The organism is Saccharopolyspora spinosa NRRL 18395 (assembly GCF_000194155.1).
GTDB lineage: Bacteria > Actinomycetota > Actinomycetes > Mycobacteriales > Pseudonocardiaceae > Saccharopolyspora > Saccharopolyspora spinosa.
Genome location: NZ_GL877878.1, coordinates 300,849 through 323,678, shown reverse-complemented (window position 1 = coordinate 323,678; position 22,830 = coordinate 300,849). Strand labels below are relative to the sequence as shown.

Sequence of the window (22,830 nt, the reverse complement as noted above, 5' to 3'; positions counted from 1 at the left end):
TCACGAAGCGTGGTTCCGCCACTGGGGCCCGACCTTCTCCCACTCCGCAGCCCAGGCGGCGAGCCGCCTGCGGGTAACGAACAACCTCACCCCGGCCAGCGCCACCCCGGTAAACATCGCCGAACCGATCAGCACGCCCGCCCCGGCCAGCCCGGCGGCTTGGGTCGCCTCGGCACGGGTGAGCGGCGGCGCGGTCAGCTGACCCTGCTGGTTCAGCCACACGGGGACGGTGCCGGCTGCCGGGGTTCGCGCCGGCAACTCGATGACCGCGAAGTGCTCGTCCGGCGGCTGCCCCCAGCGCACCGCTACCGGCCGCTGCGCGTTCCCGCCGGAATTACCGACCTCCGCGACGACCGTCGCCACCACCTGGTGCTTGGCGGCCTGCTCCCGATCCGCCTCGCCGACCCGGTCGCGCAGCTCGGACTGCGCGATGACGATGGCCGCCACCGCCGTGACGACCGCGATCAGCACGACCACCAGCAACGCGACGGGTTCGAAGTAATCGGTGCGCCGCCGCAGCGGGTTCGCGCCCGGAAATATCCCGCGGACCCGACGCCTCAGGTCGCTTTCGCTCCGGCCGGCTCCCATGACGAGCCTTCTTCCGCCCCGAACGAATCTCCCGGCAAGGGCCAATGTACGACCGGGCGGAACCGAAATCCAGACGCCGCGACCAGGCGGAACGGGTCGCGGGACGGCTAGGGCAGCTTCCAGTCCACGGGCTCGGCGCCGCGGCGGGTGAGGATCTCGTTGACCCGGCTGAACGGGCGGGAGCCGAAGAAACCGCGGTCGGCCGACATCGGGCTGGGATGCGGCGACTCAACGCACTCCACTCCGGGCATCAGCGGGCGCAGGTCGCGGGCGTCGCGCCCCCACAGGACCGCCACCAGCGGCTCTTCCCGGGCGGCCAGCGCGCGGATCGCCTGCGCGGTGACCTCCTCCCAGCCCTTGCCGCGGTGCGAGCCGGGCTTACCGGGCCGGACCGTCAACGACCTGTTGAGCAGCAGCACGCCGCGCTCGGTCCACGGCGTGAGGTCGCCGCTGGCGGGCTCGGGGTGGCCGAGGTCCTCGGTGTACTCGCGGTAGATGTTGACCAGGCTGCGTGGCGGCGCGACGCCGGGCGCGACGGAGAAGCTCAGGCCGACCGGGTGCCCGGGCGTCGGGTACGGGTCCTGGCCGACGATCAGCACTCGCACGTCGTGGAACGGCTGCTGGAAGGCGCGGAGCACGTTCTCCGGGGCGGGCAGGTACGTCCTGCCCTCGGCGACCTCGGTGCGCAGGAACTCGCCCATCTTCTTGATCTGATCGGCGACCGGTTCCAGGGCTTTCGCCCACCCGGCCTCCACGAGCTCGTGCAGCGGACGTGCGGTCATGCGAGCACCTTAGCGAGCGACGGAGATCGACCTCGCGACCGCCCCAAGATCGACCGCAAATCGGTTCATGTGTTGCAAGTCACACTCGATCGAAGTAGCGCATCGCGCGATATCGCACACATCCGTATCCGGCTGTCACACGAAAGCATCCTTTTCGCCCGTCATCCAGCAAATTGGGCTGTCAAATCAGCGACTCCGCGACACAACGCGCAAGCCGTCCGATCGGTGACGTTTTGCATAAAGGAAATAACATCGGAATAACGCAATCCCGGTCTTTTGGTGGCCTCCCCAAGGTCGCTCGGCTAGGTTTCACCGGAGTTCGAATGACCGTGGGGGCGGATGACATGACCCGGAGGTGGGCCGAAAACTCATGACTTCGCAGGAAACAGCCGAAACATCAGCCGAGCAGCGATCCCTGCTCCGCCGCGCAGTCGGCGCAGCGGCAATCGGCAACTGCACGGAGTGGTACGACTTCGGCGTATATGCGTATGTGGCCGCATACGTCGGCCACCAGTTCTTCCCTGGCCCGCTAGAGACCGTCTCGGCCTTCGGCGTCTTCGCCATCTCCTTCCTGTTCCGGCCGCTGGGCAGCCTGTTCTTCGGGCCGCTGGGCGACCGGATCGGCAGGCAGAAGGTGCTGGCGGTGACGATCCTGCTGATGTCCGGCTCGACGTTCGTCATCGGCCTGCTGCCCACCTACGGGACCATCGGCATCTTCGCTCCGATGCTGTTGCTGTTGTGCCGGCTGTTGCAGGGCTTCTCCACCGGCGGTGAATACGGCGGCGCCGCGACCTACATCGCCGAGTTCGCGCCGGACCGCCGCCGCGGCTTCTGGGGAAGCTGGCTGGAATTCGGCACCCTCGTCGGATTCGGATTCGGTGCACTGGTGCCGACGATCCTGATCTTGAATTTGGACAGCGCCTCGATGGAAAGCTGGGGTTGGCGCATTCCGTTCCTGATCGCCGGCCCGCTCGGCGCCGTCGGCCTCTACCTGCGGAGCAAGCTGGAGGACACCCCGGCGTTCAAGACCCTGGAAGCGACCCACCAGGTCGCCAAGTCGCCGCTTAAGGACCTGATCAAGGAATGGTGGCGGCAGCTGCTGATCCTGATGGGCATCGTGGTGCTGATCAACGTCGCCAACTACACGATCCTGACCTACATGGAAACGTACCTCGGGGACGCGCTCCACGTGCCGGCCGGCCAGGAGTACCAGGTGCTGCTCCCGCTGCTGCTCACCGTCGTGTTCATGCTGGTGGTCATCACTCCGGTGGGCGCGCTGTCGGACCGGATCGGCCGCAAGCCGCTGTTCCTGTCCGCGGCGATCTGCTTCATCGTGCTGCCGATCCCGGCATTCTTGCTGATCTCCCAGGGCACCGTGCTGACCACGATCCTGGGGTTGGGCCTGCTCGCGATCGGGCACGTGCAGCTGATCGGACCGCTGGCGGCGACGCTCCCGGCGATGTTCCCGACGAAGGTCCGCTACGCGGCCTTCTGCGTCGGCTACAACATCTCCACGGCGGTCTTCGGCGGAACCGCACCGCTGGTCAACGACGCCGTGGTCACCTCGACCGGCAACACATTGTTCCCGGCCTTCTACCTGATGGCCGCGGCCCTGGTGGCGCTGGTGCCGATCCTGCTGATGAAGGAGACGGCGAGGAAACCGCTGATGCAGGACGCACCTGCCACGTCGGCATAGCCGACGAGCTGACGTCCTAGCGCCAGTGCTCCCAGCCCGCCGAGCCCTCGTACTCGCCGCCGTCCACCGTGACCCCGGAGCCCTCGGCGACGACCCCGAGCGCGCGCCAGCCCTCCGGCAGCGGCCGTCCCGGCGGGAACGTCGCCACCAGCGCCTGGTCCTCGCCGCCGGTGAGCACCCAATGGCGGGCGTCCGCGCCCAGCGCGGAGGCGACCTCGTTCAGCCGCTGCGGCACCTCGACCTGCTCGGTGCGGATATCGATGGCCACCTGCGACGCCGCGGCGATGTGCCCGAGATCGGCCAGCAGCCCGTCTGAGGTGTCCATCATGGACGTCGCGCCGGCGACGGCCGCCTGCGGTCCTGCCGCGTAGGGCGGCTCCGGGACTCGGTGCGCGCCGACGACCGCGACCGGTGAGCGGAAACCCCGCCCCAGCACGGCCAGACCGGCCGCCGACCAGCCGAGCCGCCCGGCGACCGCGACCACGTCGCCGGGCCGTGCGCCCGACCGCGTCACCGGCTTCCGGCCCTGCAGGTCGCCCAGCGCTGTGATCGAGATCGTCAGTGAGGTCGCCGACACCATGTCACCGCCGATGATGCCGATGCCGACCTGCTGTGCTTCTTCCCACATGCCCCCGACGAGCTCGTCGGCCACGCTCACCGGCAGGTCCGGTGAGCAGGCCAGGCCCACCAGCAGACCAGTGGGCACCGCGCCCATCGCGGCGATGTCCGACAGGTTCACCGCGACTGCCTTGCGGCCGACCTGGTGCGGTGTCGACCAGTCGAAACGGAAGTGCACCTGCTCCACCAGCACGTCGGTGGTGGCCACCACGCGGCCGTCTGGGGCGGCCAGGACGGCCGCGTCATCCCCCGGCCCGAGTAACGTGCCCGGTGACTGCGGTCTCCCGGCAGTCACCCGATCGATGAGACCGAACTCACCCAACTGGGAAACGGTCTGTGCGTCCCGCGACGAATCAGGACCCAACTGGGACCTTCCTTCCTTGAGCATCCGCTCGGTCCAATGGGGTAGCTTTCTGCCAGTTTCCTACCCCGAGCACATCGGCAAGACGAAGGGGCACGCCGTGGTTCAGGCATACATCCTCATTCAGACCGAAGTCGGCAAGGCCGCCGCGGTCGCTAACGAGATCGCCGGCTCGCCTGGCGTCATCAGCGCCGAGGACGTCACCGGTCCGTACGACGTGATCGTGCGCGCCGAAGCGGAGAACGTCGACCAACTCGGCAAGATGGTCGTCGCCAAGATCCAGAACGTCGAAGGCATCACCCGGACCCTCACCTGTCCTGTCGTGCACCTCTGACGACCCGCGGGTGGGCAGCCCGCACCAGGTAGGAGCCGGCCGGGCCGGTGACCACACCCGGCAACGGCCGTGCTGTAGTGGACGACGTGGTGCACCAATCAGCGCCCGGATTGCCCCGGCCGGTGTTGATCATGGCGATCACGCTCGGCGCACTCCTCGCCCTAGCGGTCGCCGGTATCGGCGCGTACGGCTGGTATGGCGACCACCAGGCGCAAAAAGCTGCAGTGGAAGCGGAAGCGGCCCGGCGAAGCGGGCCGCTTCCGCTCGCTCCGGTCCCGGCGCCGAAGGCGTCGTCGCAGGAGTGCGCGGCGGTGCTCGCAGCGCTGCCGAGCGAGCTCGCCGTAGGCGGCGAGCTCGTACCGCGCCGCGCGCTGGCGGAGCCGGCGGCGGCGGGAGCCGTCGCCTGGGGAGATGCGAAGCACGACCCGCTGACGGTGCGCTGCGGCATCGACGCGCCTGCGGAGCTGACGCCGACGGCGCAGCTGGTCGACGTCTCCGGCGTCAGCTGGCTGGAGATCAACCAAGGTGGCGACACCTCGTGGCTGGCGGTCGACCGCCCGGTGTACGTCGCGCTCACCGCTCCGGAGGGCACCGGAACCGGCCCCCTCCAGGACCTTTCCAACATCCTCCGCAGCACCCTCCCCACCCGACCGGTCTTCCCTTGACCAGCGCCCTCGAACGGGGACTGCGCGGAGTGAACGGACCATTCGCGCCGCCAAACGAAACGAACGGTCCGTTCGCTCCAAGTACCCCGGCGAACCGCAGCGCAGCGGTCAGACCTCGTCCACAGCTCCGTGACGCGAACGGCCCGTTCACTCCGCCTAGCGGAACGAACGGGCCGTTCGCGTCAACTCGGTTGTGGAGCGAACGGACCGTTTGCGCCTTCTACGGCGGTGAACAGGCCGTTCGCTTCGACCTTTCGTCAGCGGAGGCCGGTGCCCCGGGTGATCGCCGTTTCGATCAGGGTGGTCAGCAGGGTCGGGTAGTCGATGCCCGTGTGCGCCCACATCCGCGGGTAGAGCGAGATCGCCGTGAAGCCCGGCATTGTGTTGACCTCGTTGACGATCAGCCCGCCGTCCTCGGCGAGGAAGAAGTCGACCCGCGCTAAGCCCTGGCATTCCAGGGCGCGGAAGGCGCGCACCGCGGCATCGCGCAGCTCCTCGATCGCGTCGTCGCCGATCTTGGCCGGGATGTCGAACTCGGTGACGTCGTCGAGGTATTTGGATTCGTAGTCGTACCAGTCGGATTCGCCGGTCACCCGGAGTTCGGCGGGCTGCGAGGCCTCGATCCGGCCGTCCGGGAACTCCAGCACGCCGCACTCGATCTCGCGGCCCACCACCGCCGACTCGATGATCACCTTCGGGTCGGTGCGCCGCGCCTCGGCGATCGCCGCGTCCAGGTCGGCCCAGTCGTCGACCTTGGTGATGCCCAGCGACGACCCGGCCCGCGCCGGCTTGACGAACACCGGCAGCCCGAGCCGCTCGCGCTGCGCGTCGTCCAGCGTGCTCTGGTGGCGTCGCAGCACCTCGTAGCGCCCCACCTCCAAGCCCTCCGCCGCGAGCAGCTTCTTCGTGTACTCCTTGTCCATCGACACAGCGCTTGAGAGCACGCCCGGCCCGACGTAGGGCACGTCGGCCATCTCCAGCAGCCCCTGGATGGTGCCGTCCTCGCCGAACGCGCCGTGCAGCACCGGGAACACCACGTCGACCGACGACAGCACCTCGCCGCCCCGGCCCGGTTCCAGCAGTACCAGCTCGCGGCGGGTGGGGTCGCCGGGCAGCACGACGGCCGTGTTCGCCGCGACCTCGGGCGCCTGGCGGTCCCGGATCTCCAGCTGCTTCGGGTCGTCGGTGCCCAGCACCCAAGCGCCCTCGCGGGTGATGCCGACCGGCAGGATCTCGAAGCGGTCCTGGTCCAGGTGCGCGAGCACGCTACCGGCGGACACGCAGGAGATGCCGTGCTCGGTGCTGCGTCCGCCGAAGACAACGGCCACCCGGGTCTTGCGCTGTGTCATGCGCCGGACCATACCTGCCGCTTCCGGAGGTCGTTTCACAAAGGCTTGGTTGGAGACCTCGAGGCGGGACGCGCGTGATCTTCGACTCGGAACCCGCGACGACGCAAGCGAGTTCCGCCCGACAAGCGCCTGACCTGGCGAAGTGCGTCACCTCTCGCCGCACAGCTGGGCCAGGATCGGCAGGGCGCGTTCCAGTTCGCTGCGCGAGCACGCGGCGTAGCCGAGCGCCAGCCCAAACCACTGCTGCGGACCGCAGTGGTGGCGTCGCAGCCCGTCGAGCACCAGGCCGCGTTCGGCGGCCGCCGCGACCACCCGCTGCTCGGTCTCTGCGTCCGGCAGCGGCAGCACCACGTGCGCCCCGGCCCGGTCCCCGAACACCTCGACGCCCTCGGCGACGAGCTTGTCCACCACGAGCGCCCGGCGCTGCGAGAGTTCTCGCCGCAGCCGCCGCAGGTGGCGCCCCAAGTCGCCGTGGCGCGCGAGTTCCACCAGCACGCGCTGCCCCGCCGGGGCCGGGCTGGTGCCGGTGAGATCCCGGTGCTTCAGCACCGAAGCGGCGACCTTGTCTGGTGCCAGCATCCAGCCCGCTCCCAGTGTCGGGGTGAGGATCTTGCTCGTCGTGCCCAGGTGCACGACGACGTCCGGGGCCATCGACGCGAGCACCGGCAGCGGCGCCACGTCGTAGCGCAGCTCGCCGTCGTAGTCGTCCTCGATGATCAGCCAGTCCTCGGTACGCGCCCGCTCCACCAGGGCGATCCGGCGCTCCGCGGGAAGCCGACCGCCGATCGGGTACTGGTGCGCGGGCGAGCAGTAGACCGCCCGCACGCCGCGCGGAATGGCATCGACCACGATTCCCGCGTGGTCGACCGGCGCTGGCACCACCCGCACGCCCGCCGACCGCAGCGCGCCCACCGCTCGCTGGTAGCCGGGCTCCTCCACGGCGACCGTCGCGCCACGGCGCAGCACCGCGGATGCCAGTTCGAAGACGGCCGACGTGGTGCCAGCGGTGGCCAGCACGTTCTCCACCGTCAGCCCGCCGACGACCAGACCGCGGTGCCGCAGCAGGTGTTCGACGATGGCTTCGCGGTACTCGACCGCCCCGGCACGATGCGGCCTGGAATCGGGCCCGGTGTCGGCCGCCGCGCGCCAGGCCCGGCGCCACGCCGCCCGGTCGACGCCCTCCACCCACGGCACGCCGGGCGTCAGCACGATCACCGGTTCGTCCGGTCGGCTTTCGCCGTGCTTGGCTCCTGCGGCGCCCTCGGTCCGAGAGCCGGGCGGGCTGGTTGTGACGTAGGTGCCCGAGCCGCGCCGACCGGCGATCCAGCCCTCGGCGTGCAGCTGCTCGTAGGCGGCGGCTGTCACGGTGCGGCTCACCGCGAGGTGACGTGCGAGCGCGCGCGTGGATGGCAGGCGGTCGCCGCCGCGGAGCTGACCTTTCGTCGCCGCATGCCGCAGCGCGTCGGCGAGCTGTACGGCGAGCGGTCGGCGGTCGTCACGGTGCAGCTCGATGGCCAACTCCAGCAGCGGCGAGCTGGCCGCGGGCACGGCATGTGGCATTTCGAAATTCTCCCTGATTGGCACTTCGATAATGCCACTTTCTTGAAGATCCTGTTTCATGTGACCCGACAGCTCTCCACCACAGACCGGACGACCATCCGCCGCGGCAGCGCGCGGGCCCGCACCGAACGAAGCGACCTGCACGCCACGCTGGACGCGGGCCTGATCTGCCACCTCGGGCTGCTGATCGACGGTTCGCCCCGGGTGCTGCCCACCGGCTATGGCCGCAGCGGCGACACGCTCTACGTCCACGGTTCGACCGGTGCGCGCAGTCTGCGGGAGGCCGCCGAAGGAGTCGAGGTCTGCGTCGCCGTCACCCACCTCGACGGGATCGTCTACGCGCGCTCGCTGTTCCACCACTCCGTGAACTTCCGCTCCGCGATGATCCACGGACGCGCCCGGGACGTCACCGACACCGACGAGAAGCTGCGGGCGCTGCGGGTGATCACCGAGCAGCTCGCGCCCGGTTCGTGGGAGCACGCGCGGCAGCCGAACAAGAGGGAGCTGGCTGCGACGGCGGTCATCGCCGTCGATCTCGCCGAGGCGGCGGTGAAGATCCGCACCGGCGGGCCCAACGACGACGACGAGGACGTCGAGGAGGCCAAGTCCTGGGCCGGGGTGCTCCCGCTGCGACCACACTGGGGCACGCCGGAACCGTCGGCGGACCTCCCGGCGGGATTCGAGGTTCCGTCGCACGTCGGCGAACGGGAGCGTCGTGGAGCTGGAAGAAGCCGCGCCCGCATACCGGGTGCTCCGGGAGTTGCGGCCGGATCTGACTTCGCTGGAGGACTTCCTCGCGCAGGCGAAGCAGCAGCAGGCTGCGGGGTACCGGTTGATCGCGTCGCTCGACGCCAACGGGGAGGCCGCCGCCGTCGCCGGATTCCGCACCGGGCAGTCGTTCGCGTGGGGCCACTACCTCTACGTGGACGACCTCGTCACGTTGCCGACGGCGAGGAAGCAGGGGCACGCCGGCGCGCTGCTCGCCTGGATCGACGAGGAGGCCCACAGGCTCGGAATCGGGCAGATCCACCTGGATTCGGGCACCCAGCGCCACGATGCGCACCGCCGCTACCTCGGGGTCGGGTTCGCGATCCGGTCCCTGCACTTCGCGAAGCCCACGCCGGAGGCCTGAAAAGATCGGCCAGCCTGGGATGCCGCCAACGACGAGCAGGAATGGCAGCGACGGCAGGCCGAGTGGAACGACTCCGGCCAGCTGGTGCCGCGGCCCGGGCCCGGCGACCGGTCGTGCGGCCGGCGCACTTCGTGCTCGACTGCGACCGAATCCTGCTGTACGGCCCCGACCCGATCTGGCGTGCTGGAGCACGATCCGCGCTGCGTGCTGTCGATTGTGGACAATTACGCCTACGTCCCCGGCCGTGGCGGGTCGAGGGCGACACCCCGACCAGCTCGGGCCGTGCCGACGAGCCATTACGCCAGCGTGCAGCTCTCGGGCGAAGCGAAGCTGGTCGACGACCCGGCCGTCAAGGCCGCCCCTGCTGCAACGTCAGGTGGAGCACTTCCAGCCGACGGGCAGGACTGCCGAGATCGCCGCGCACGACGGCCCGTTCCACCGGATGCTCAACGGATTCCACGGTGTGGTCCTGCACATCGAGTCGGTGACGGCGAAGTTCAGGTACGGCGACAACAAATCGGTGTCGCTGCAGGACCCGGCCGCCCGCCGACTGGTCGAAAGGGACGGTCCCCGAGATCGGGCCACGGCCGCCAAACAACGCAGCCGCATGTGGCGGCGCGCCGAATCCTGACGGCACCGGGGATCCGCAGTTCCAATTGGGACTGCGGATCCCCGGTGCCGGTCACTCCTGGCGGAGGCCGGTGACGGGGTCGTTGATGTAGAGCGTCATCCGGGCGCGAGTGGGCCGGTAGACGTGGATGCTCACCGCCGGGTCCGAGCCGTCGTTGTGCACCTGGTGCACGTAGTTCGGGCCGAAGACGCGGGACTGGCCCGCGACCAGCGGGTGCAGCGCCTCGGTGCCACCGCGTTGGACGACACGCTCGGTCAGGGTGCCGGTGACCACGGTGAAGGCGCCGGTGGCGCCGCCGTGGTCGTGCAGATCGGTGCGCTGGCCAGGCAGCCAGCTCAGCAGCCACGCCTCGTAGCTCTCGGTGCGCGTGATCAGCCCGGACCACCGCTGGTCCGGGTCGTAGCGCAGCAGGTGCGTCCACGAGCCGCGGTCGGCGGCGAGTTCACGGGCGATGCGGACCGGGTGCGCGATGGTGAGATCGGCAGGCGCGGCAACGGTATTCGGAGGAACGGCGAACACGGCGGTTGTCCTTCGGGATCGTGATGAGCCCCGGGCCGTCAGCGCGCGCACGGGCACGGCGGAAACACCCGGGAATTACGGTAGAACGATCAACACGAAGAACACAGACAGAGCGCGCTGGCGACGCGGCGCAGGTCGATGTGACCCCGTCGATCAGTCATAGCACGCAACAACACGCCGTGAACTGAACCAGTCCGCCGACCTCACGTCAACTCGAACCGCAAGATCTCACACCACGGTGCGACCCGACCCCGGGCGCAAGGGCAGGGCTTCAGGTCCGGGCGGCTTCTGGCGGCCTGGCGTTCGCTGGTCGGGCGGCTGGTGCTTGGGCCGTCACGACGTTGCGCCATTGGGCTCCCGTTCGGCGTTCAGGGCCTTCGTGGCTCGTTTGAGCCTCGAGTTGGAGACCCGGTGCCGGCCGGTTCGGAGTGCCGACAGCCTCAGGCAGTTCCACGCACCGGGCAGCTGCGGGTCCAGGCGCGGCGCTGCCTCCAGCGGTTCACGGGCTTAACGAGCCGCCGCCCGGCCGCCCATCGACAGCAGGTCCATGCCGATCACGCAGTGCTCCAGCGCGGAGTCCGGTTTGAAGTCGCGGGCGCGGTGGGCGTGCCAGAGGGCGCGATCGCCTGCAACTGCCAGCGGCCGACGTGGTCCGGCCAGGTCGCGAGGAGCGGCGCGAGCAGTTGTCTGGCGAGGTCGAACGACGGGCTTCCAGCAGGTTGCGGATCTACTCGACCTTGGCGTCTTCCCCGCTCACCGCATCCCGCTGGACACTGTGGACATTCGCCGGAACCCGCGGGCGTCAGGAGAGGGCCTGCCGGACGTCCGCGACCAGGTCCGCGGGGTCTTCGCAGCCCGCGGAGAACCGGACGAAGCCCTCCGGCACCGGGTCGCCCCACTGGGCCCGGCGGTCGACCGTGCTGTGCAGGCCACCGAAACTCGTCGCCGCCACGACCAGCTCGCTGCGCCGGACGAACTCGTCGACCGCCGCCGCATCCGCCAGCTCGAACCGGAACACCCCGCCCCAGCGGCGCATCTGCCGCCGTGCGAGATCGTGCGACGGATCACCAGGCAGGCCGGGCCAGCGCAGCCCGGAAACCGCTGGGTGCCCGCGCAGCGCCTCGACGAGCGCGGCGGCGTTCTCGGCCTGCCGCGCCAACCGCAGGTCCAGCGTGCCCATGCTGCGGTGCGCCAGCCAGGTCTCGAACGGGCCGGGGATCGAGCCGGACAGCGTCCGCGCCCGCACGAGCCGCTGCGCCAGCTCCTCGTCGCTGACCGACACGTGCCCCATCAGGATGTCGCTGTGCCCGGACAGCGCCTTGGTGTCGCTGGCCACCACGATGTCCGCGCCCAGCTCCAGCGGTCGCTGCCCGAGCGGCGTCGCCGTGGTGTTGTCCACCGCCAGCAGCGCACCCGCGGCGTGTGCGCGGTCGGCGAGCTCCGCGATGTCGCACACGTCCAGCCCGGGATTCGACGGGGTTTCCAGCAGCACCAGGCGAACCCCGGCGAACACGTCGTCGTGCCAGGGGCCCGGCGTGTCGATCTCCCGGACGTCGAGCCCCAGGTCGCTCAGCTCGTCGCTCACGAACTGGCGCGTCGCGTAGTACCCGTCGCTGGGCAGGACCACCGCGTCGCCGGGGATCAGCACCGCGCGCAGCAGGGTGCTGATCGCCGCCATGCCGGACGGCAGCAGGACGCAGTGGCCGCCGTCGAGGTCGCCGATGGCCGACTCCAGCGCCCGCCAGGTGGGATTGCCCGCCCGGCCGTAGAAATCGCTGCCCTGGACGTCCTCACCCAGGTGGAACGGCGCGGCGAAGACCGGCCCCGGCAGCAGCGGCGTCCCGCCGGCCGGTTCCGGATGCCCACCGCGCACGCACCGCGTGCCGTCGCCAAGATCCGATGTGGTCACGACTCTCCTGCCTCTTGCTGCCGTGCGCGTCCGAACCGGGCCTCTCAGGCCCGTTCCGCGCCGGTGGTCCGGGAACCTCGCCCCCGGAGCACGCACGTCCAAGCCTCGCCGAGGATCCGCGACGATGCCCGTTCGCGTGCACGGGCGGTTTCGAAGACGGCCGCGCGCAATGGGACCTCGCGCGGGTTCACTCGGGTTTGCGCTCGCGGCCGAGCAGTTCGGCGGCCGCCGGGGCGGGTGCGAGTCCCTCGTGGCAGACCCGGTGCACCACGTCCGTGATCGGCATCTCGACGCCGTGTCGCGCCGCCAGCTGCCGGATCGACGAGCACGATTTCACGCCCTCGGAAACCTGTCCGTGCGCCGCCTCCTGCGCCTGTGACATGGTTTCGCCGCGCCCCAGCCGCTCGCCGAACGTCCGGTTGCGCGACAGCGGCGACATGGCGGTGGCGACCAGGTCGCCCAGCCCCGCGAGGCCCGCGAACGTCATCGGGTCGGCGCCCAGCGCGACGCCGAGCCGAGTCGTCTCGGCCAGGCCGCGGGTGATCAGCGAGGACATGGTGTTGTGCCCGAACCCCAACCCGGCGGCCATCCCGCACGCGAGCGCGATCACGTTCTTGCACGCCCCGGCGATCTCGATGCCGACGAGGTCCGTGTTGGTGTAGGGCCGGAAGTACGGCGTCGAGCAAGCCTGCTGTAGCGCGACTGCGCGGTCGTGGTCCGGGCACGCCACCACGGTCGCGGTCGGTTGCTCGGCGGCGATCTCCTTGGCCAGGTTGGGCCCCGATACGACCGCGACGTGCTCCATCGGCACGTCGGCGACCTCGCCGACAACCTCGCTCATCCGCTTCAGCGTGCTCAGCTCCACGCCCTTGGCCAGGCTCACCAGCGTCGCTTCCGGCGGCAGCAGGGGCTGCCACCCGGCTAGGTTCTCGCGCAGCGTCTGGCTGGGCACCGCAAGCACCACCGCGCTCGCGCCGTGGACGGCTTCGGCCGCGTCGTCGGTGGCGCGCAGCGTCGAAGGAAGCTGGATCTCCGCTAGGTACGCGGGGTTGCTGCGGGTTTCGTTGACAGCCGCGGCGATCTCCGCGCGCCGCGCCCACAGGACGACGTCATTGCCCGCATCGGCGAGCACCTTCGCGAACGTGGTGCCCCAGGAACCGGCGCCGAGGACCGTGATCCGCTCAGGCCTCGCCATCGTCACCCCGGCTCTTGCGGGAGGAGCTGTAGAACTCGGCCGGCGGCTGCTCGCCACGGATCTCGCCGAGCAGATCCCGCACGCGCGTCATCGCCAGGTGCGCGACCTCCCGCAGCGCGTGCGTGTCGTGCTCCATGCCGCGGTAGGCCGACAGGTCCAGCGGCTCGCCGAAGGCGATTCGCACGGTCTTGCGCGGGAACGGCCGGAACTTCTTCTCGTAGTGGTCGTAGATGTCCCGGGTGCCCCAGCGGGCCGCCGGGATCACCGGGATGTTGTGCGCCAGCGCCAGCCGCGCCACCCCGACCTTCGGGGTCATCGGCCAGCCGTCCGGATCCTTGGTGATGGTGCCGTCCGGGTAGATCACGATCGTCTTGCCGTGCTGCAGGGCGTCGTGCGCGTCCTGCAGGCTCTTCTGCGCGTCGGCAGTGCCGCGGTAGACCGGAATCTGCTCGACGCCGACCAGGACGCTCTTGAGCACCGGCACGTTCCAGAGCGTGTTCTTCGCGAGGAACCGCGGCACCCGGCCGGCGCGGTGCACGGTCACAGCGTCGAAGATCGGGTCCAGGTGGGAGACGTGGTTGAACACCAGCAGCGCGGGCCCCTCGGCGGGGATGCGCTCCAGCCCGGTCACCTCGTTGCGGGCCAGCACCGCGGTCAGCGGGTAGAAGACCCCGCGGGCGAGGCCGAGCCAGAACTTGCCCATGCCCTGCGCCTTTTCGCTGGTCTGCCTCCGCTGGCGCCGGAGGCTCTTCGGTTCCGCCACGGGATCTCCTTCAACTGGTCGCAAGCGCCCCGACAAGTTACCTGCCGGGCCGGGCGACCGGACATCCCGCACGGCCGAACCGAATGCGGTGCCGCACCCGGGCGGCGCGGCAAGATGGCGCCTTGACTGCTCGCCCGCCTGAAGGCGGGGGGATTCTTCGTCCCTCGTCTCCAGACGTAGTGGGATTCCTGGCTCAGGCAGCCTCCCGAGGCAGCGCCTCGGGAGGTCTTGCGCCCTCAACACCAGCCGGGTACAGCCCAGCCCGGACCAGCATCACACGCGCGGAGTTCGTGTCTCTCGGACAGACGTGTCCGCACGCGGTACAGGTGGTTCGTTCCGACAGCGGCAGCGCGTGCTTGGTTCTCGCCCCGCACGCTGCGCCGTCCATCGTCGTGTGCTTCGGATCGACAAGCACCACCACTCGGCCGTGCTTGCGCCCCATCATGATCAATTCGTTCTTCGTGGCTGAGATCGCAGCATCAGCCGCCTTCTTCGCCATCGTGGTCTTCGCAAGAAATTTCGGACGGAAGTCCTCCACCGCGATCGCATCGTGCTCGGTCACCACGCGCCTAGCCCAGTGACGGACCGTGTCCCAACGCTGGCGGGCGAACTTCGGCATCCTTGCCCGCTGCCGCATCGGCAACCGGGCGTTGACGTCCTTCAACGCCACCGACGATAAACGAAGCTGATAGGTGTACCGGGCGTGCCCGGTCCCCTCGGTCTTCGCTGCTGCTGCCATGTGGATCAGGGGTCGCGGCGTCGAAACTGGTCAACTCTCTCAAGGGAGTATCCTCCCGGCTGTTGCGCAAAGAGTTCGAAGACCTGCGGTTCGCGTACAGGAGAGGTGTCCGGTTGTGGTCGGGCTCCTACTTTGGCGGGTCGGTCGGAGGCGCACCGATTTCCGTGGTGCGGCAGTACATCGAACGGCGAGCCCGTCCCGCTGTTTGAGTGGTCGGTTCAAACACGAAGTTGATGCGCTTCCTCCCCGCCCTAAAGGGCAGGGCATCTGCGCTACGTTTCTTCGGTGACCGCAGGGTTGTTCCTCATCGTGCCGATCAAGCCGTTGCACCTGGCGAAGTCGCGGCTGCTCGGCGCGGCCGACCGGGGGGCGCGCCAGCTGGCCGCGCACGCCGACCTGGTCACAGCCGTGGCATTGGACACAGTGACCGCTGCGCGCCAGGCGCCGGGCGTCGCCGGAGTCGTGGTGGTGACCTCCGACCCGACGCTCACCGAGGCGTTCGCCGCCGAGGGAATCGAGGTGCTCGTGGACACCCCTGCCGCCGGGCTGAACGCCGCGCTGCGGCACGGCGACGCCCAGTTGCGGCAGCGGACCGCCACCTCGCGAGTCGGGGCGTTGCAGGCGGATCTGCCCGCGCTGCGGCCCGCCGACCTCGCCTCCGCCATCAGCGCCGCCGGGGACGATCGCGCGTTCTGCCCCGACCGGCAAGGCACCGGCACCACGCTGCTGCTGGCCGTGCCCGGCCAACCGCTTGCCCCTTGTTTCGGGCCCGGCTCCGCCGACGCGCACGCCGGGTCCGGGGCGAAGACGCTCGTGGGCGGGTGGGACTCGCTGCGCTGCGACGTGGACACCGAGGCCGATCTGGCCGTCGCGGTGACGCTTGGTCTCGGCCCGAACACGGCCCGCCGGATCGCTTGAGCAACGCTCGCCCACTTGGTGTTCAAGGACCCGTACGGGAATGTTCACCACAAGACCGCGAACGTCACACGGCCACGTCAGAGGTCGATTCAGAACGCCGTGATGAGTGACAATGGGCTGGTGAGCACCGACAGCAGCGACAGGGTCCCGAAGCAGCCCGCCAAGCGAACCTCCAACGGCCGGTCCGCGCACCGGACGCCACGCCCTGGTCGCCACGCCGGCAATCCCGTCGCTGCCGACGCACCGGCAGCCAGCACCGCGGCCACCCCGGAGGCGGACCAGATCACGAACTCCGAGGGAACCCGGGTTCCGGCGGCCCCGCCTGCGGTGACCCGCGCGGCTGCCACCACCGACCTGCCCGAGGACCGCTACCTCAACCGCGAACTGTCCTGGCTGGATTTCAACGCGCGGGTGCTGGCGATCGCCGAGGACCGCTCGCAGCCGGTGCTGGAGCGCGCCAAGTTCCTCGCGATCTTCGCGTCCAACCTGGACGAGTTCTACATGGTCCGGGTGGCCGGGCTGAAGCGCCGCGAGGAAACCGGGCTTTCGGTGCGCAGCGCCGACGGGCTCACCCCGCACGAACAGCTGGTCCGTATCTCCGCCCGCAACCAGGACCTGGTGGAGACGCAGGGCCGGGTCTTCCTCGACGACCTGCTGCCGGAGCTGGCGGCGCACGGCATCCGGATCCTGCGCTGGTCCGAGCTGGACAACGACGACCAGGCCAAGCTGACCCGCTACTTCGAGGACCACATCTTCCCGGTCCTCACGCCGCTGGCGGTCGACCCGGCGCACCCGTTCCCGTACATCTCGGGGCTGTCGCTGAACCTCGCGGTCACCGTCGCCGACCCGGACGCCGGGCTGCGGCGCTTCGCGCGCGTCAAGGTGCCGGACAACGTGCCGCGACTGATCCGCGTCGAATCCGACCGGGAGAACGAGCGCGCCACGTTCCTGCCGCTGGAGGAACTCATCGCCGCGCATCTGGGGAAGCTGTTCCCCGGGATGCGGGTCGCCGAGCACCACATCTTCCGGGTCACCCGCAACGCCGACCTGGAGGTCGAGGAGGACCGCGACGAGGACTTGCTGCAGGCGATGGAGCGGGAACTCGCGCGCCGCCGCTTCGGGCCGCCGGTGCGGCTGGAAGTGACCGACACGATGAGCGAGAACATGCTCGAACTCCTGCTGCGCGAACTGGAGGTCGACCAGCACGACGTGGTGGAGGTCAAGGGACTGCTGGACCTGTCCTGCCTGTTCCAGCTGGACCGGTTGCAGCGCCCGGACCTCAAGGAGTCGCCGTTCGTGCCCGCGACGCACCCGGCGTTCGCCGAGGGGCAGACGCCGAAGAGCATCTTCTCCACGCTGCGCGAGGGCGACGTGCTGGTGCACCACCCCTACGACTCGTTCTCCACGTCGGTGCAGCGGTTCATCGAGCAGGCCGCAGCCGATCCGCACGTGCTGGCCATCAAGCAGACGCTGTACCGGACTTCCGGTGACTCCCCCATCGTCAACGCCCTCATCGACGCCGCCGAAGCGGGCAAGCAGGTGGTGGCGCTGGTGGAGTTGAAGGCGCGGTTCGACGAGCAGGCCAACATCCAGTGGGCGCGGACCCTGGAGCGCGCCGGGGTGCACGTCGTCTACGGCCTGATGGGGTTGAAGACGCACTGCAAGACCGCGCTCGTGGTGCGCCAGGAGGGTTCCGCGATCCGCCGCTACTGCCACCTGGGCACCGGCAACTACAACCCGAAGACCGCGCGGATATACGAGGATCTGGGCCTGCTGACGGCCTCCCCGGAGATCGGCGCCGACCTCACCGACCTGTTCAACGTGCTCACCGGCTACGCCCGGCACGGCCAGTACCGCCGGATTCTGGTGTCGCCGCAGGGCATCCGCAACGGCATCGTGGAGCGCGTGGAGGCCGAGATCGAGCGCGCCCGGCAGGGTTTGCCGTGCGGCATCAGGATGAAGGTGAACTCGCTGGTCGACGAGCAGATCATCGACGGCCTGTACCGGGCTTCGCTGGCCGGTGTGCCGGTGCGCGTGGTGGTGCGCGGGATCTGCTCGCTGAAGGCCGGCGTGGAGGGGCTGAGCGAGAACATCGAGGTGCGCTCGATCCTGGGGCGCTTCCTTGAGCATTCCCGGGTGTTCCACTTCGTCGGCATCGACGAGCACTGGATCGGCAGCGCCGACATGATGCACCGCAACCTGGACCGGCGGATCGAAACCCAGGTGCAGGTCACCGACACCAAGCTCACCCAGCAGCTCGACGCGATGCTGGATTCGACGCTGCACCCGGCCACCCGCTGCTGGGTGCTCAACGCGAAGGGCGATTGGGAGGCGTCGCCGCGCAGCGGAGAGCAAGTTCGCGATCACCAAGCGGAAATGCTGCGCCTGCACGGCGCCAAGGTGTCCTGATTGAGGAAGATAAGCGTGACCGAGAACCAGCCGGCGCCCGGCGGAATCGACGACGAACCAGTCGACGCACCGCCTACCCCGGTCCGGGCGGCCGGTGCGGTGCTTTGGCGCGATGGCGGCGACGGTCCCGAAGTAGCGCTGGTGCACCGGCCCCGCTACGACGACTGGTCGCTGCCGAAGGGCAAGCTCGACCCCGGCGAACTCTCCGCGCACGCGGCGGTCCGCGAGGTGTCCGAGGAGACCGGGTTTTCCTGCGTGCTGTCGCGTTTCCTGACGCGGGTGAACTACTCCGTCCCGGAATCCGGCGGTGGCCGCGCGCCGAAGGTGGTCGACTACTTCACCGCCCGGGCGGCTGACGGGGTCTTCGCGCCGAACGACGAAGTGGACGAACTGCATTGGCTGCGTACCGACCAGGCACGGGGCCGGCTGAGCTATCCGCACGACGTCGGCGTGCTCGACGCATTCGAGGAGTTGCCGCCCGAGTCCGCGACCGTGTTGCTGGTGCGGCACGCGAAAGCGGGCAAACGCTCCGAATGGGCGGGCGAGGACACCCTTCGGCCCCTCACCGAAGCGGGACGGCAACAGCGCGATGCATTGCATTCGCTGTTGCCGTTGTTCGGCCCGGCCCGGATCTATTCCGCACCGCGACTGCGCTGTGAACAAACGGTTGCGCCGATCGCCGAAGACCTCAGAATCGGGATTGCCACCGAGCCGCTGTTTTCCGAAGAGGGCTATCTGGGCGATCCGGACGCGGCCGTTGACCTGATGCTGCGGGTGGCGGCCGGCGCGGGCCCCGCGGTGGTGTGCAGCCAGGGCGGCGTCATCCCGGATCTGGTGGCGCGGCTGGCCGATTCCGCCGGGTTGCCGCTCGACGAGGTGGCCAGCCGCAAGGGCAGCGTGTGGACGCTGACGTTCAGCGGGGACCGGTATTCCAGTAATGGGAGCGGCCCGGCGCTGCGGCTGGCCGCGGCCGACTACCTCGCGGACCCGCTCGCCTGAGAGCCTCTTCGATCTCCTCTTGCGTGGCGGTGCGGGTGGCGGATCCCCGACTCATGAATGCCAATTCACCACGCTGGGGACTGGCCTCGCCAAGAACCCCGACCGGATGGGCACAGCCGGAGAACCCGCGTCGGTGCACGCTGCGAGGGCGGGCGACCAAGCGGCTGCGCCGCTTCGGAGAACAGACCAGGTCCCGGAGGGGAGACGGATGCGTCGGCGAATTTCGGTGCCGGCGAAGTATTCCGCCGACGCCCCGGCTCCAACTGACGACCGCGCCCGCACCGCACCACGCGCGCTGAGGTGCTGGACGGGCGCTGTCCGGCGCTGATCGCGCCGTGTGGGCGTTGCGCATCGCCCACGGGTGAAACTCGCGCAACCGCCGAAGTTCCGGCGGTCACGGCCTTCTCGCGGCCGTTTCCGGGCATCGCCCGACGTCGGGGCGATGACCGGGCGACCGCGGGAACGCCGTGAGCGGGCGGCTCGTAACCCACGTGGGGGTTATCTCGCCGCCCGCTCGGTCCACTGGTGCTCGCTGCGGAAGCGAGCGATCACTTCTTCGTGGACTTGCGCGTCGTCGTCGCCTTCTTGGTAGCCGGACGGGTCGTCGTGGCCGCGGTCTTCGTGGTGGCCTTGGCCGTCGTCGCCCGCTTCGCGGTGGACTTCGCCGGCGTCGCCTTCGCAGCAGTCGCCTTGGTGGCGGTCCGCCTCGGGGCCGCCTTGGTGGCGGTCGCCTTCGCGGTGGTGGCGCGGGTCGTGGTCTTCGTCGCGGCCGCCCTGGTGGTGGTGGTGGTGGCCTTGGCGCGAGTACCGGCGGCGGCCCTGGTGGCGCCCGCGGTCTTGGTGGTGGCACCACGGGTGGTGGCCGCCTTGGCAGCGGAGACGCGCGGCAGTTTCCGCTGTCCGCCCACGACTTCCTTGAACTGGGTGCCGGCGCGGAAGGCGGGCACGTTGGTCTTCTTGACCTTCACGCTCTCACCGGTGCGCGGGTTGCGAGCGGTGCGTGCGGCACGGGCCCGCTTCTCGAAAACCCCGAAGCCGGTGATGTTGACCTTCTCGCCTTTGTTGACGTTGCGAACGATGATGTCCACAACACTTTCCACAGCCTGGCTGGCGGTCTTCTTGTCTCCGAGGCGTTCTGCCAGAGCCTCGATGAGTTGGGCCTTGTTCACTTCAGTCCCTCCCAGGACACAACAACGGCCCCGTTGGGCCGACTCAATGTCAACGGTAAAGCCCCGGACAAACAAATGCCATTCGCCACGCCTCTTTTTTTCGTTGGGGCGTGGGCATTCGCGTCCGGGAAACGGGGTCCGCGGGGCTCCTAGAGCAACTGTTCAGTTATCCCCCGGAGGGCGAGTTTTTCCTTTCACAACGGGAAAAACTCACCCCCGGAAGGCTTCTCTGTCAGCCCTGCCGAGCGGGCAGGGTAGCCGGTTTGAAGCTCGGGCGAGCTTGCTCAAAAGTGTCGATCGTCTCGGCGTGGCGAAGGGTCAGACCGATGTCGTCGAGGCCTTCCAGCAACCGCCAGCGGGTGTAGTCGTCGATGCTGAAGGGCACCGTGAGGTCCTTGGCATGCACGGTCCGCTGCTCCAGATCGACCGTCACGGCGGTGCCCGGCTCGTTCTCCAAGAGCTCCAACAGCAGCTCCACATCGGACTGCTCGCACTGGGCCGCCAGCAGCCCCTGCTTGCCCGAATTGCCACGGAAGATGTCCGCGAAGCGGCTGGAGATGACCACCCTGAAGCCGTAGTCTTTCAGCGCCCACACGGCGTGCTCGCGCGACGACCCGGTGCCGAAGTCGGGGCCGGCGACCAGCACGCTGCCGTTGCGGAAGGTCTCGTGGTTGAGGATGAAGTTCTCGTCCGCGCGCCAGGCGGCGAACAGGGCGTCCTCGAAGCCGGTGCGGGAAACTCGCTTGAGGTAGACCGCCGGGATGATCTGGTCGGTGTCCACGTTGGACCGGCGCAGCGGGACGCCGATCCCGGTGTGCGTCTTGAACGGTTCCATCGTCACTGCTCCTGATGGGTGGGGTGTCAGTTTTCGTCCTTGAAGCGGCGCAGCCGCTTGGCCCGCACGCACGGTGACCAGCCGCGGGTTCTCAGCGGTGCCCACCCCGTCGGGAATCCCGGACCGAGGAGGCGTCTGAGGTTCCGCTAAGGGACCACCTGCGCGAGCTGAGTTCGGCTATCAGCCGAGGTCTTCGGGGGAGGACAGGGTTCCGCGCACGGCGGTGGCCGCGGCGACCAGCGGGGAGACCAGGTGCGTGCGGCCGCCCTTGCCTTGCCTGCCCTCGAAGTTGCGGTTGGAGGTCGACGCGCTGCGCTCGCCCGGCGTGAGCTGGTCCGGGTTCATGCCCAGACACATCGAACAACCGGCCGAACGCCATTCCGCGCCGGCGGCGGTGAAAACCTCGTGCAGCCCTTCGGACTCCGCCTGCTGGCGGACCTTCATCGAGCCGGGCACGACGAGCATCCGCACGTCCGCGGCGACCTTGCGGCCCTTGAGGACCTCGGCGGCGGCGCGCAGGTCCTCAATCCGGCCGTTGGTGCACGAGCCGAGGAACACGGTGTCCACGGACACCTCACGCAGCGGCGTCCCGGGGGTCAAGCCCATGTACGCCAAGGCCTTCTCGGCGGCGAACCGCTCGCCTTCATCGACGAACTGCGCCGGGTCCGGCACCTGCTCGCCCAGCGGCAGGCCCTGCCCCGGGTTGGTGCCCCAGGTGACGAACGGGGTCAGTTCATCGGCGTTCAGCGTGACTTCTGCGTCGAATGTGGCGTCGTCGTCGGTGCGCAGCGTCTTCCAGTACTCGACGGCGGCGTCCCACTCGGCGCCCTCGGGGGCGTGCGGGCGCCCCTCGAGGTAGTCGAAAGTCGTTTCGTCGGGCGCGATCATGCCGGCCCGCGCGCCCGCCTCGATCGACATGTTGCAGATCGTCATGCGGGCTTCCATCGACAGCTGGCGGATCGCTTCGCCGCGGTACTCCAGGATGTAGCCCTGGCCGCCGCCGGTGCCGATCTTCGCGATGACGGCCAGGATCACGTCCTTGCTGGTGACTCCCGGGCGCAGGGCGCCTTCGACGTTGATGGACATGGTCTTGAACGGCTTCAGCGGCAGCGTTTGGGTGGCCAGCACGTGCTCGACCTCGGAAGTGCCGATGCCGAAGGCCAACGCGCCGAAAGCGCCGTGCGTCGAGGTGTGGCTGTCGCCGCAGACCACGGTCGTGCCCGGCTGCGTCAGGCCGAGCTGCGGCCCGACGACGTGCACGATGCCCTGCTCCGCGTCGCCCATCGGATGCAGCCGGATGCCGAATTCCTCGCAGTTCTTCCGCAAGGTGTCGACCTGCGTCCGGGACACCGGGTCGGCGATCGGCAGGTCGATCCCGGTGGTGGGCACGTTGTGGTCCTCGGTGGCCAGCGTCAGATCGGGGCGGCGCACCGGCCGACCCGCCAACCGAAGCCCTTCGAAGGCCTGCGGACTGGTGACCTCGTGCACCAGGTGGAGATCGATGTAGAGCAGGTCTGGCTCGTGCCCTTCACCACGGCGCACGATGTGCGCTTCCCAAACCTTCTCCGCGAGCGTTTTTCCCATCGTTGCTCCCAGTCGAGCCTGCCGAGACCCGGAAAAAGGGCCTTCCCACAGAGTGGACTTCCCAGATGCCGGGAA

The 22,830-nt window shown here is 69.5% G+C and carries 21 protein-coding genes and 2 pseudogenes; 10 read left to right on the top strand and 13 right to left on the bottom strand.

What is annotated here, in order from left to right; all coding sequences use genetic code 11:
• Together SSPN_RS0101645 and SSPN_RS0101640 are read right to left on the bottom strand one after the other, a co-directional pair.
• The gene (locus tag SSPN_RS0101645) at positions 1-588 is read right to left on the bottom strand and encodes an Rv1733c family protein (protein ID WP_010305735.1); all 588 of its coding nucleotides are present in this window, start codon (positions 586-588) and stop codon (positions 1-3) included.
• A gap of 107 nt (positions 589-695) precedes the next feature.
• Positions 696-1,370 carry a uracil-DNA glycosylase gene (locus tag SSPN_RS0101640; RefSeq protein WP_010305732.1) on the bottom strand — a complete coding sequence of 225 codons (675 nt, stop codon included), beginning with the start codon at positions 1,368-1,370 and terminating at the stop codon, positions 696-698.
• A 370-nt stretch (positions 1,371-1,740) separates the two neighbouring features.
• Here SSPN_RS0101640 and SSPN_RS0101635 point away from each other — a divergent pair, with 370 nt between their 5' ends.
• Entirely contained in the window at positions 1,741-3,066 is a 1,326-nt protein-coding gene (locus SSPN_RS0101635) for an MFS transporter (RefSeq protein WP_010305727.1), read from the top strand.
• Positions 3,067-3,082: 16 nt separating this feature from the next.
• Here the strand turns inward: SSPN_RS0101635 and SSPN_RS0101630 are convergent, their stop codons facing one another.
• Entirely contained in the window at positions 3,083-4,072 is a 990-nt protein-coding gene (locus SSPN_RS0101630; protein WP_044572458.1) for a thiamine-phosphate kinase, read from the bottom strand.
• Positions 4,073-4,145: 73 nt separating this feature from the next.
• Between SSPN_RS0101630 and SSPN_RS0101625 the strand changes: the two genes are divergently transcribed.
• Together SSPN_RS0101625 and SSPN_RS0101620 are read left to right on the top strand one after the other, a co-directional pair.
• Positions 4,146-4,379 (top strand): Lrp/AsnC family transcriptional regulator, encoded by a 234-nt coding sequence (locus SSPN_RS0101625; protein WP_010305722.1) that lies wholly within the window; start codon positions 4,146-4,148, stop codon positions 4,377-4,379.
• A gap of 47 nt (positions 4,380-4,426) precedes the next feature.
• Positions 4,427-5,044 (top strand): DUF3515 domain-containing protein, encoded by a 618-nt coding sequence (locus tag SSPN_RS0101620; protein ID WP_237710414.1) that lies wholly within the window; start codon positions 4,427-4,429, stop codon positions 5,042-5,044.
• A 257-nt stretch (positions 5,045-5,301) separates the two neighbouring features.
• Here SSPN_RS0101620 and SSPN_RS0101615 read toward each other — a convergent pair whose 3' ends face one another.
• Entirely contained in the window at positions 5,302-6,393 is a 1,092-nt protein-coding gene (locus tag SSPN_RS0101615) for a D-alanine--D-alanine ligase family protein (protein ID WP_010305717.1), read from the bottom strand.
• A gap of 147 nt (positions 6,394-6,540) precedes the next feature.
• The gene (gene pdxR / locus SSPN_RS42000; RefSeq protein ID WP_044573183.1) at positions 6,541-7,953 is read right to left on the bottom strand and encodes a MocR-like pyridoxine biosynthesis transcription factor PdxR; all 1,413 of its coding nucleotides are present in this window, start codon (positions 7,951-7,953) and stop codon (positions 6,541-6,543) included.
• Positions 7,954-8,013: 60 nt separating this feature from the next.
• Between pdxR and SSPN_RS53550 the strand changes: the two are divergent.
• The 3 genes and pseudogenes from SSPN_RS53550 to SSPN_RS53540 form a co-directional block, all read left to right on the top strand.
• Positions 8,014-8,661, top strand: a pseudogene (locus SSPN_RS53550) (pyridoxamine 5'-phosphate oxidase family protein); the annotation flags it as partial.
• Between the two features lie 7 nt (positions 8,662-8,668).
• The gene (locus SSPN_RS53545; RefSeq protein ID WP_010305711.1) at positions 8,669-9,085 is read left to right on the top strand and encodes a GNAT family N-acetyltransferase; all 417 of its coding nucleotides are present in this window, start codon (positions 8,669-8,671) and stop codon (positions 9,083-9,085) included.
• Between the two features lie 376 nt (positions 9,086-9,461).
• Positions 9,462-9,716 carry a hypothetical protein gene (locus SSPN_RS53540; RefSeq protein ID WP_010305708.1) on the top strand — a complete coding sequence of 85 codons (255 nt, stop codon included), beginning with the start codon at positions 9,462-9,464 and terminating at the stop codon, positions 9,714-9,716.
• Between the two features lie 51 nt (positions 9,717-9,767).
• Here the strand turns inward: SSPN_RS53540 and SSPN_RS0101590 are convergent, their stop codons facing one another.
• The 5 genes from SSPN_RS0101590 to SSPN_RS62400 form a co-directional block, all read right to left on the bottom strand.
• Positions 9,768-10,235, bottom strand: coding sequence for a cysteine dioxygenase (locus SSPN_RS0101590; protein ID WP_010305705.1), 468 nt, complete (start codon positions 10,233-10,235; stop codon positions 9,768-9,770).
• Positions 10,236-11,037: 802 nt separating this feature from the next.
• Positions 11,038-12,144, bottom strand: a complete 1,107-nt coding sequence (locus SSPN_RS0101585) for a cystathionine gamma-lyase (RefSeq protein WP_010305701.1) — start codon at positions 12,142-12,144, stop codon at positions 11,038-11,040.
• Positions 12,145-12,331: 187 nt separating this feature from the next.
• Entirely contained in the window at positions 12,332-13,339 is a 1,008-nt protein-coding gene (locus SSPN_RS0101580; RefSeq protein WP_010305696.1) for an NAD(P)H-dependent glycerol-3-phosphate dehydrogenase, read from the bottom strand.
• Complete coding sequence (locus SSPN_RS0101575) at positions 13,326-14,102, bottom strand: lysophospholipid acyltransferase family protein (protein WP_010305692.1); 777 nt, start codon at positions 14,100-14,102, stop codon at positions 13,326-13,328. The genes SSPN_RS0101580 and SSPN_RS0101575 overlap by 14 nt, the downstream gene beginning before the upstream one ends.
• Before the next feature lie 193 nt (positions 14,103-14,295).
• The gene (locus SSPN_RS62400; RefSeq protein WP_420187918.1) at positions 14,296-14,544 is read right to left on the bottom strand and encodes a zinc ribbon domain-containing protein; all 249 of its coding nucleotides are present in this window, start codon (positions 14,542-14,544) and stop codon (positions 14,296-14,298) included.
• 284 nt (positions 14,545-14,828) lie between these two features.
• Here SSPN_RS62400 and SSPN_RS50220 point away from each other — a divergent pair.
• From SSPN_RS50220 to SSPN_RS0101555, 4 genes and pseudogenes are all read left to right on the top strand, one after another.
• A pseudogene (locus tag SSPN_RS50220) lies at positions 14,829-15,050 on the top strand (IS200/IS605 family transposase); the annotation flags it as partial.
• Between the two features lie 76 nt (positions 15,051-15,126).
• Positions 15,127-15,759: a 2-phospho-L-lactate guanylyltransferase gene (gene cofC / locus SSPN_RS0101565; protein ID WP_010305684.1), complete on the top strand. Its 633-nt coding sequence runs from the start codon at positions 15,127-15,129 to the stop codon at positions 15,757-15,759.
• 102 nt (positions 15,760-15,861) lie between these two features.
• Positions 15,862-18,168: an RNA degradosome polyphosphate kinase gene (locus SSPN_RS0101560; RefSeq protein WP_044572455.1), complete on the top strand. Its 2,307-nt coding sequence runs from the start codon at positions 15,862-15,864 to the stop codon at positions 18,166-18,168.
• Between the two features lie 45 nt (positions 18,169-18,213).
• Positions 18,214-19,167 carry an NUDIX hydrolase gene (locus SSPN_RS0101555; RefSeq protein WP_044573178.1) on the top strand — a complete coding sequence of 318 codons (954 nt, stop codon included), beginning with the start codon at positions 18,214-18,216 and terminating at the stop codon, positions 19,165-19,167.
• A gap of 548 nt (positions 19,168-19,715) precedes the next feature.
• Here SSPN_RS0101555 and SSPN_RS0101550 read toward each other — a convergent pair.
• The 3 genes from SSPN_RS0101550 to leuC all read right to left on the bottom strand — a co-directional run bounded on the left by SSPN_RS0101550 (position 19,716) and on the right by leuC (position 22,755).
• Positions 19,716-20,336, bottom strand: coding sequence for an HU family DNA-binding protein (locus SSPN_RS0101550; RefSeq protein WP_010305671.1), 621 nt, complete (start codon positions 20,334-20,336; stop codon positions 19,716-19,718).
• Positions 20,337-20,568: 232 nt separating this feature from the next.
• Positions 20,569-21,171, bottom strand: a complete 603-nt coding sequence (gene leuD / locus SSPN_RS0101545) for a 3-isopropylmalate dehydratase small subunit (RefSeq protein ID WP_010305666.1) — start codon at positions 21,169-21,171, stop codon at positions 20,569-20,571.
• A 180-nt stretch (positions 21,172-21,351) separates the two neighbouring features.
• A complete protein-coding gene (gene leuC / locus SSPN_RS0101540; RefSeq protein WP_010305662.1) occupies positions 21,352-22,755 on the bottom strand; it encodes a 3-isopropylmalate dehydratase large subunit in 1,404 nt (467 codons plus the stop codon).
• Positions 22,756-22,830 lie beyond the last annotated feature (75 nt).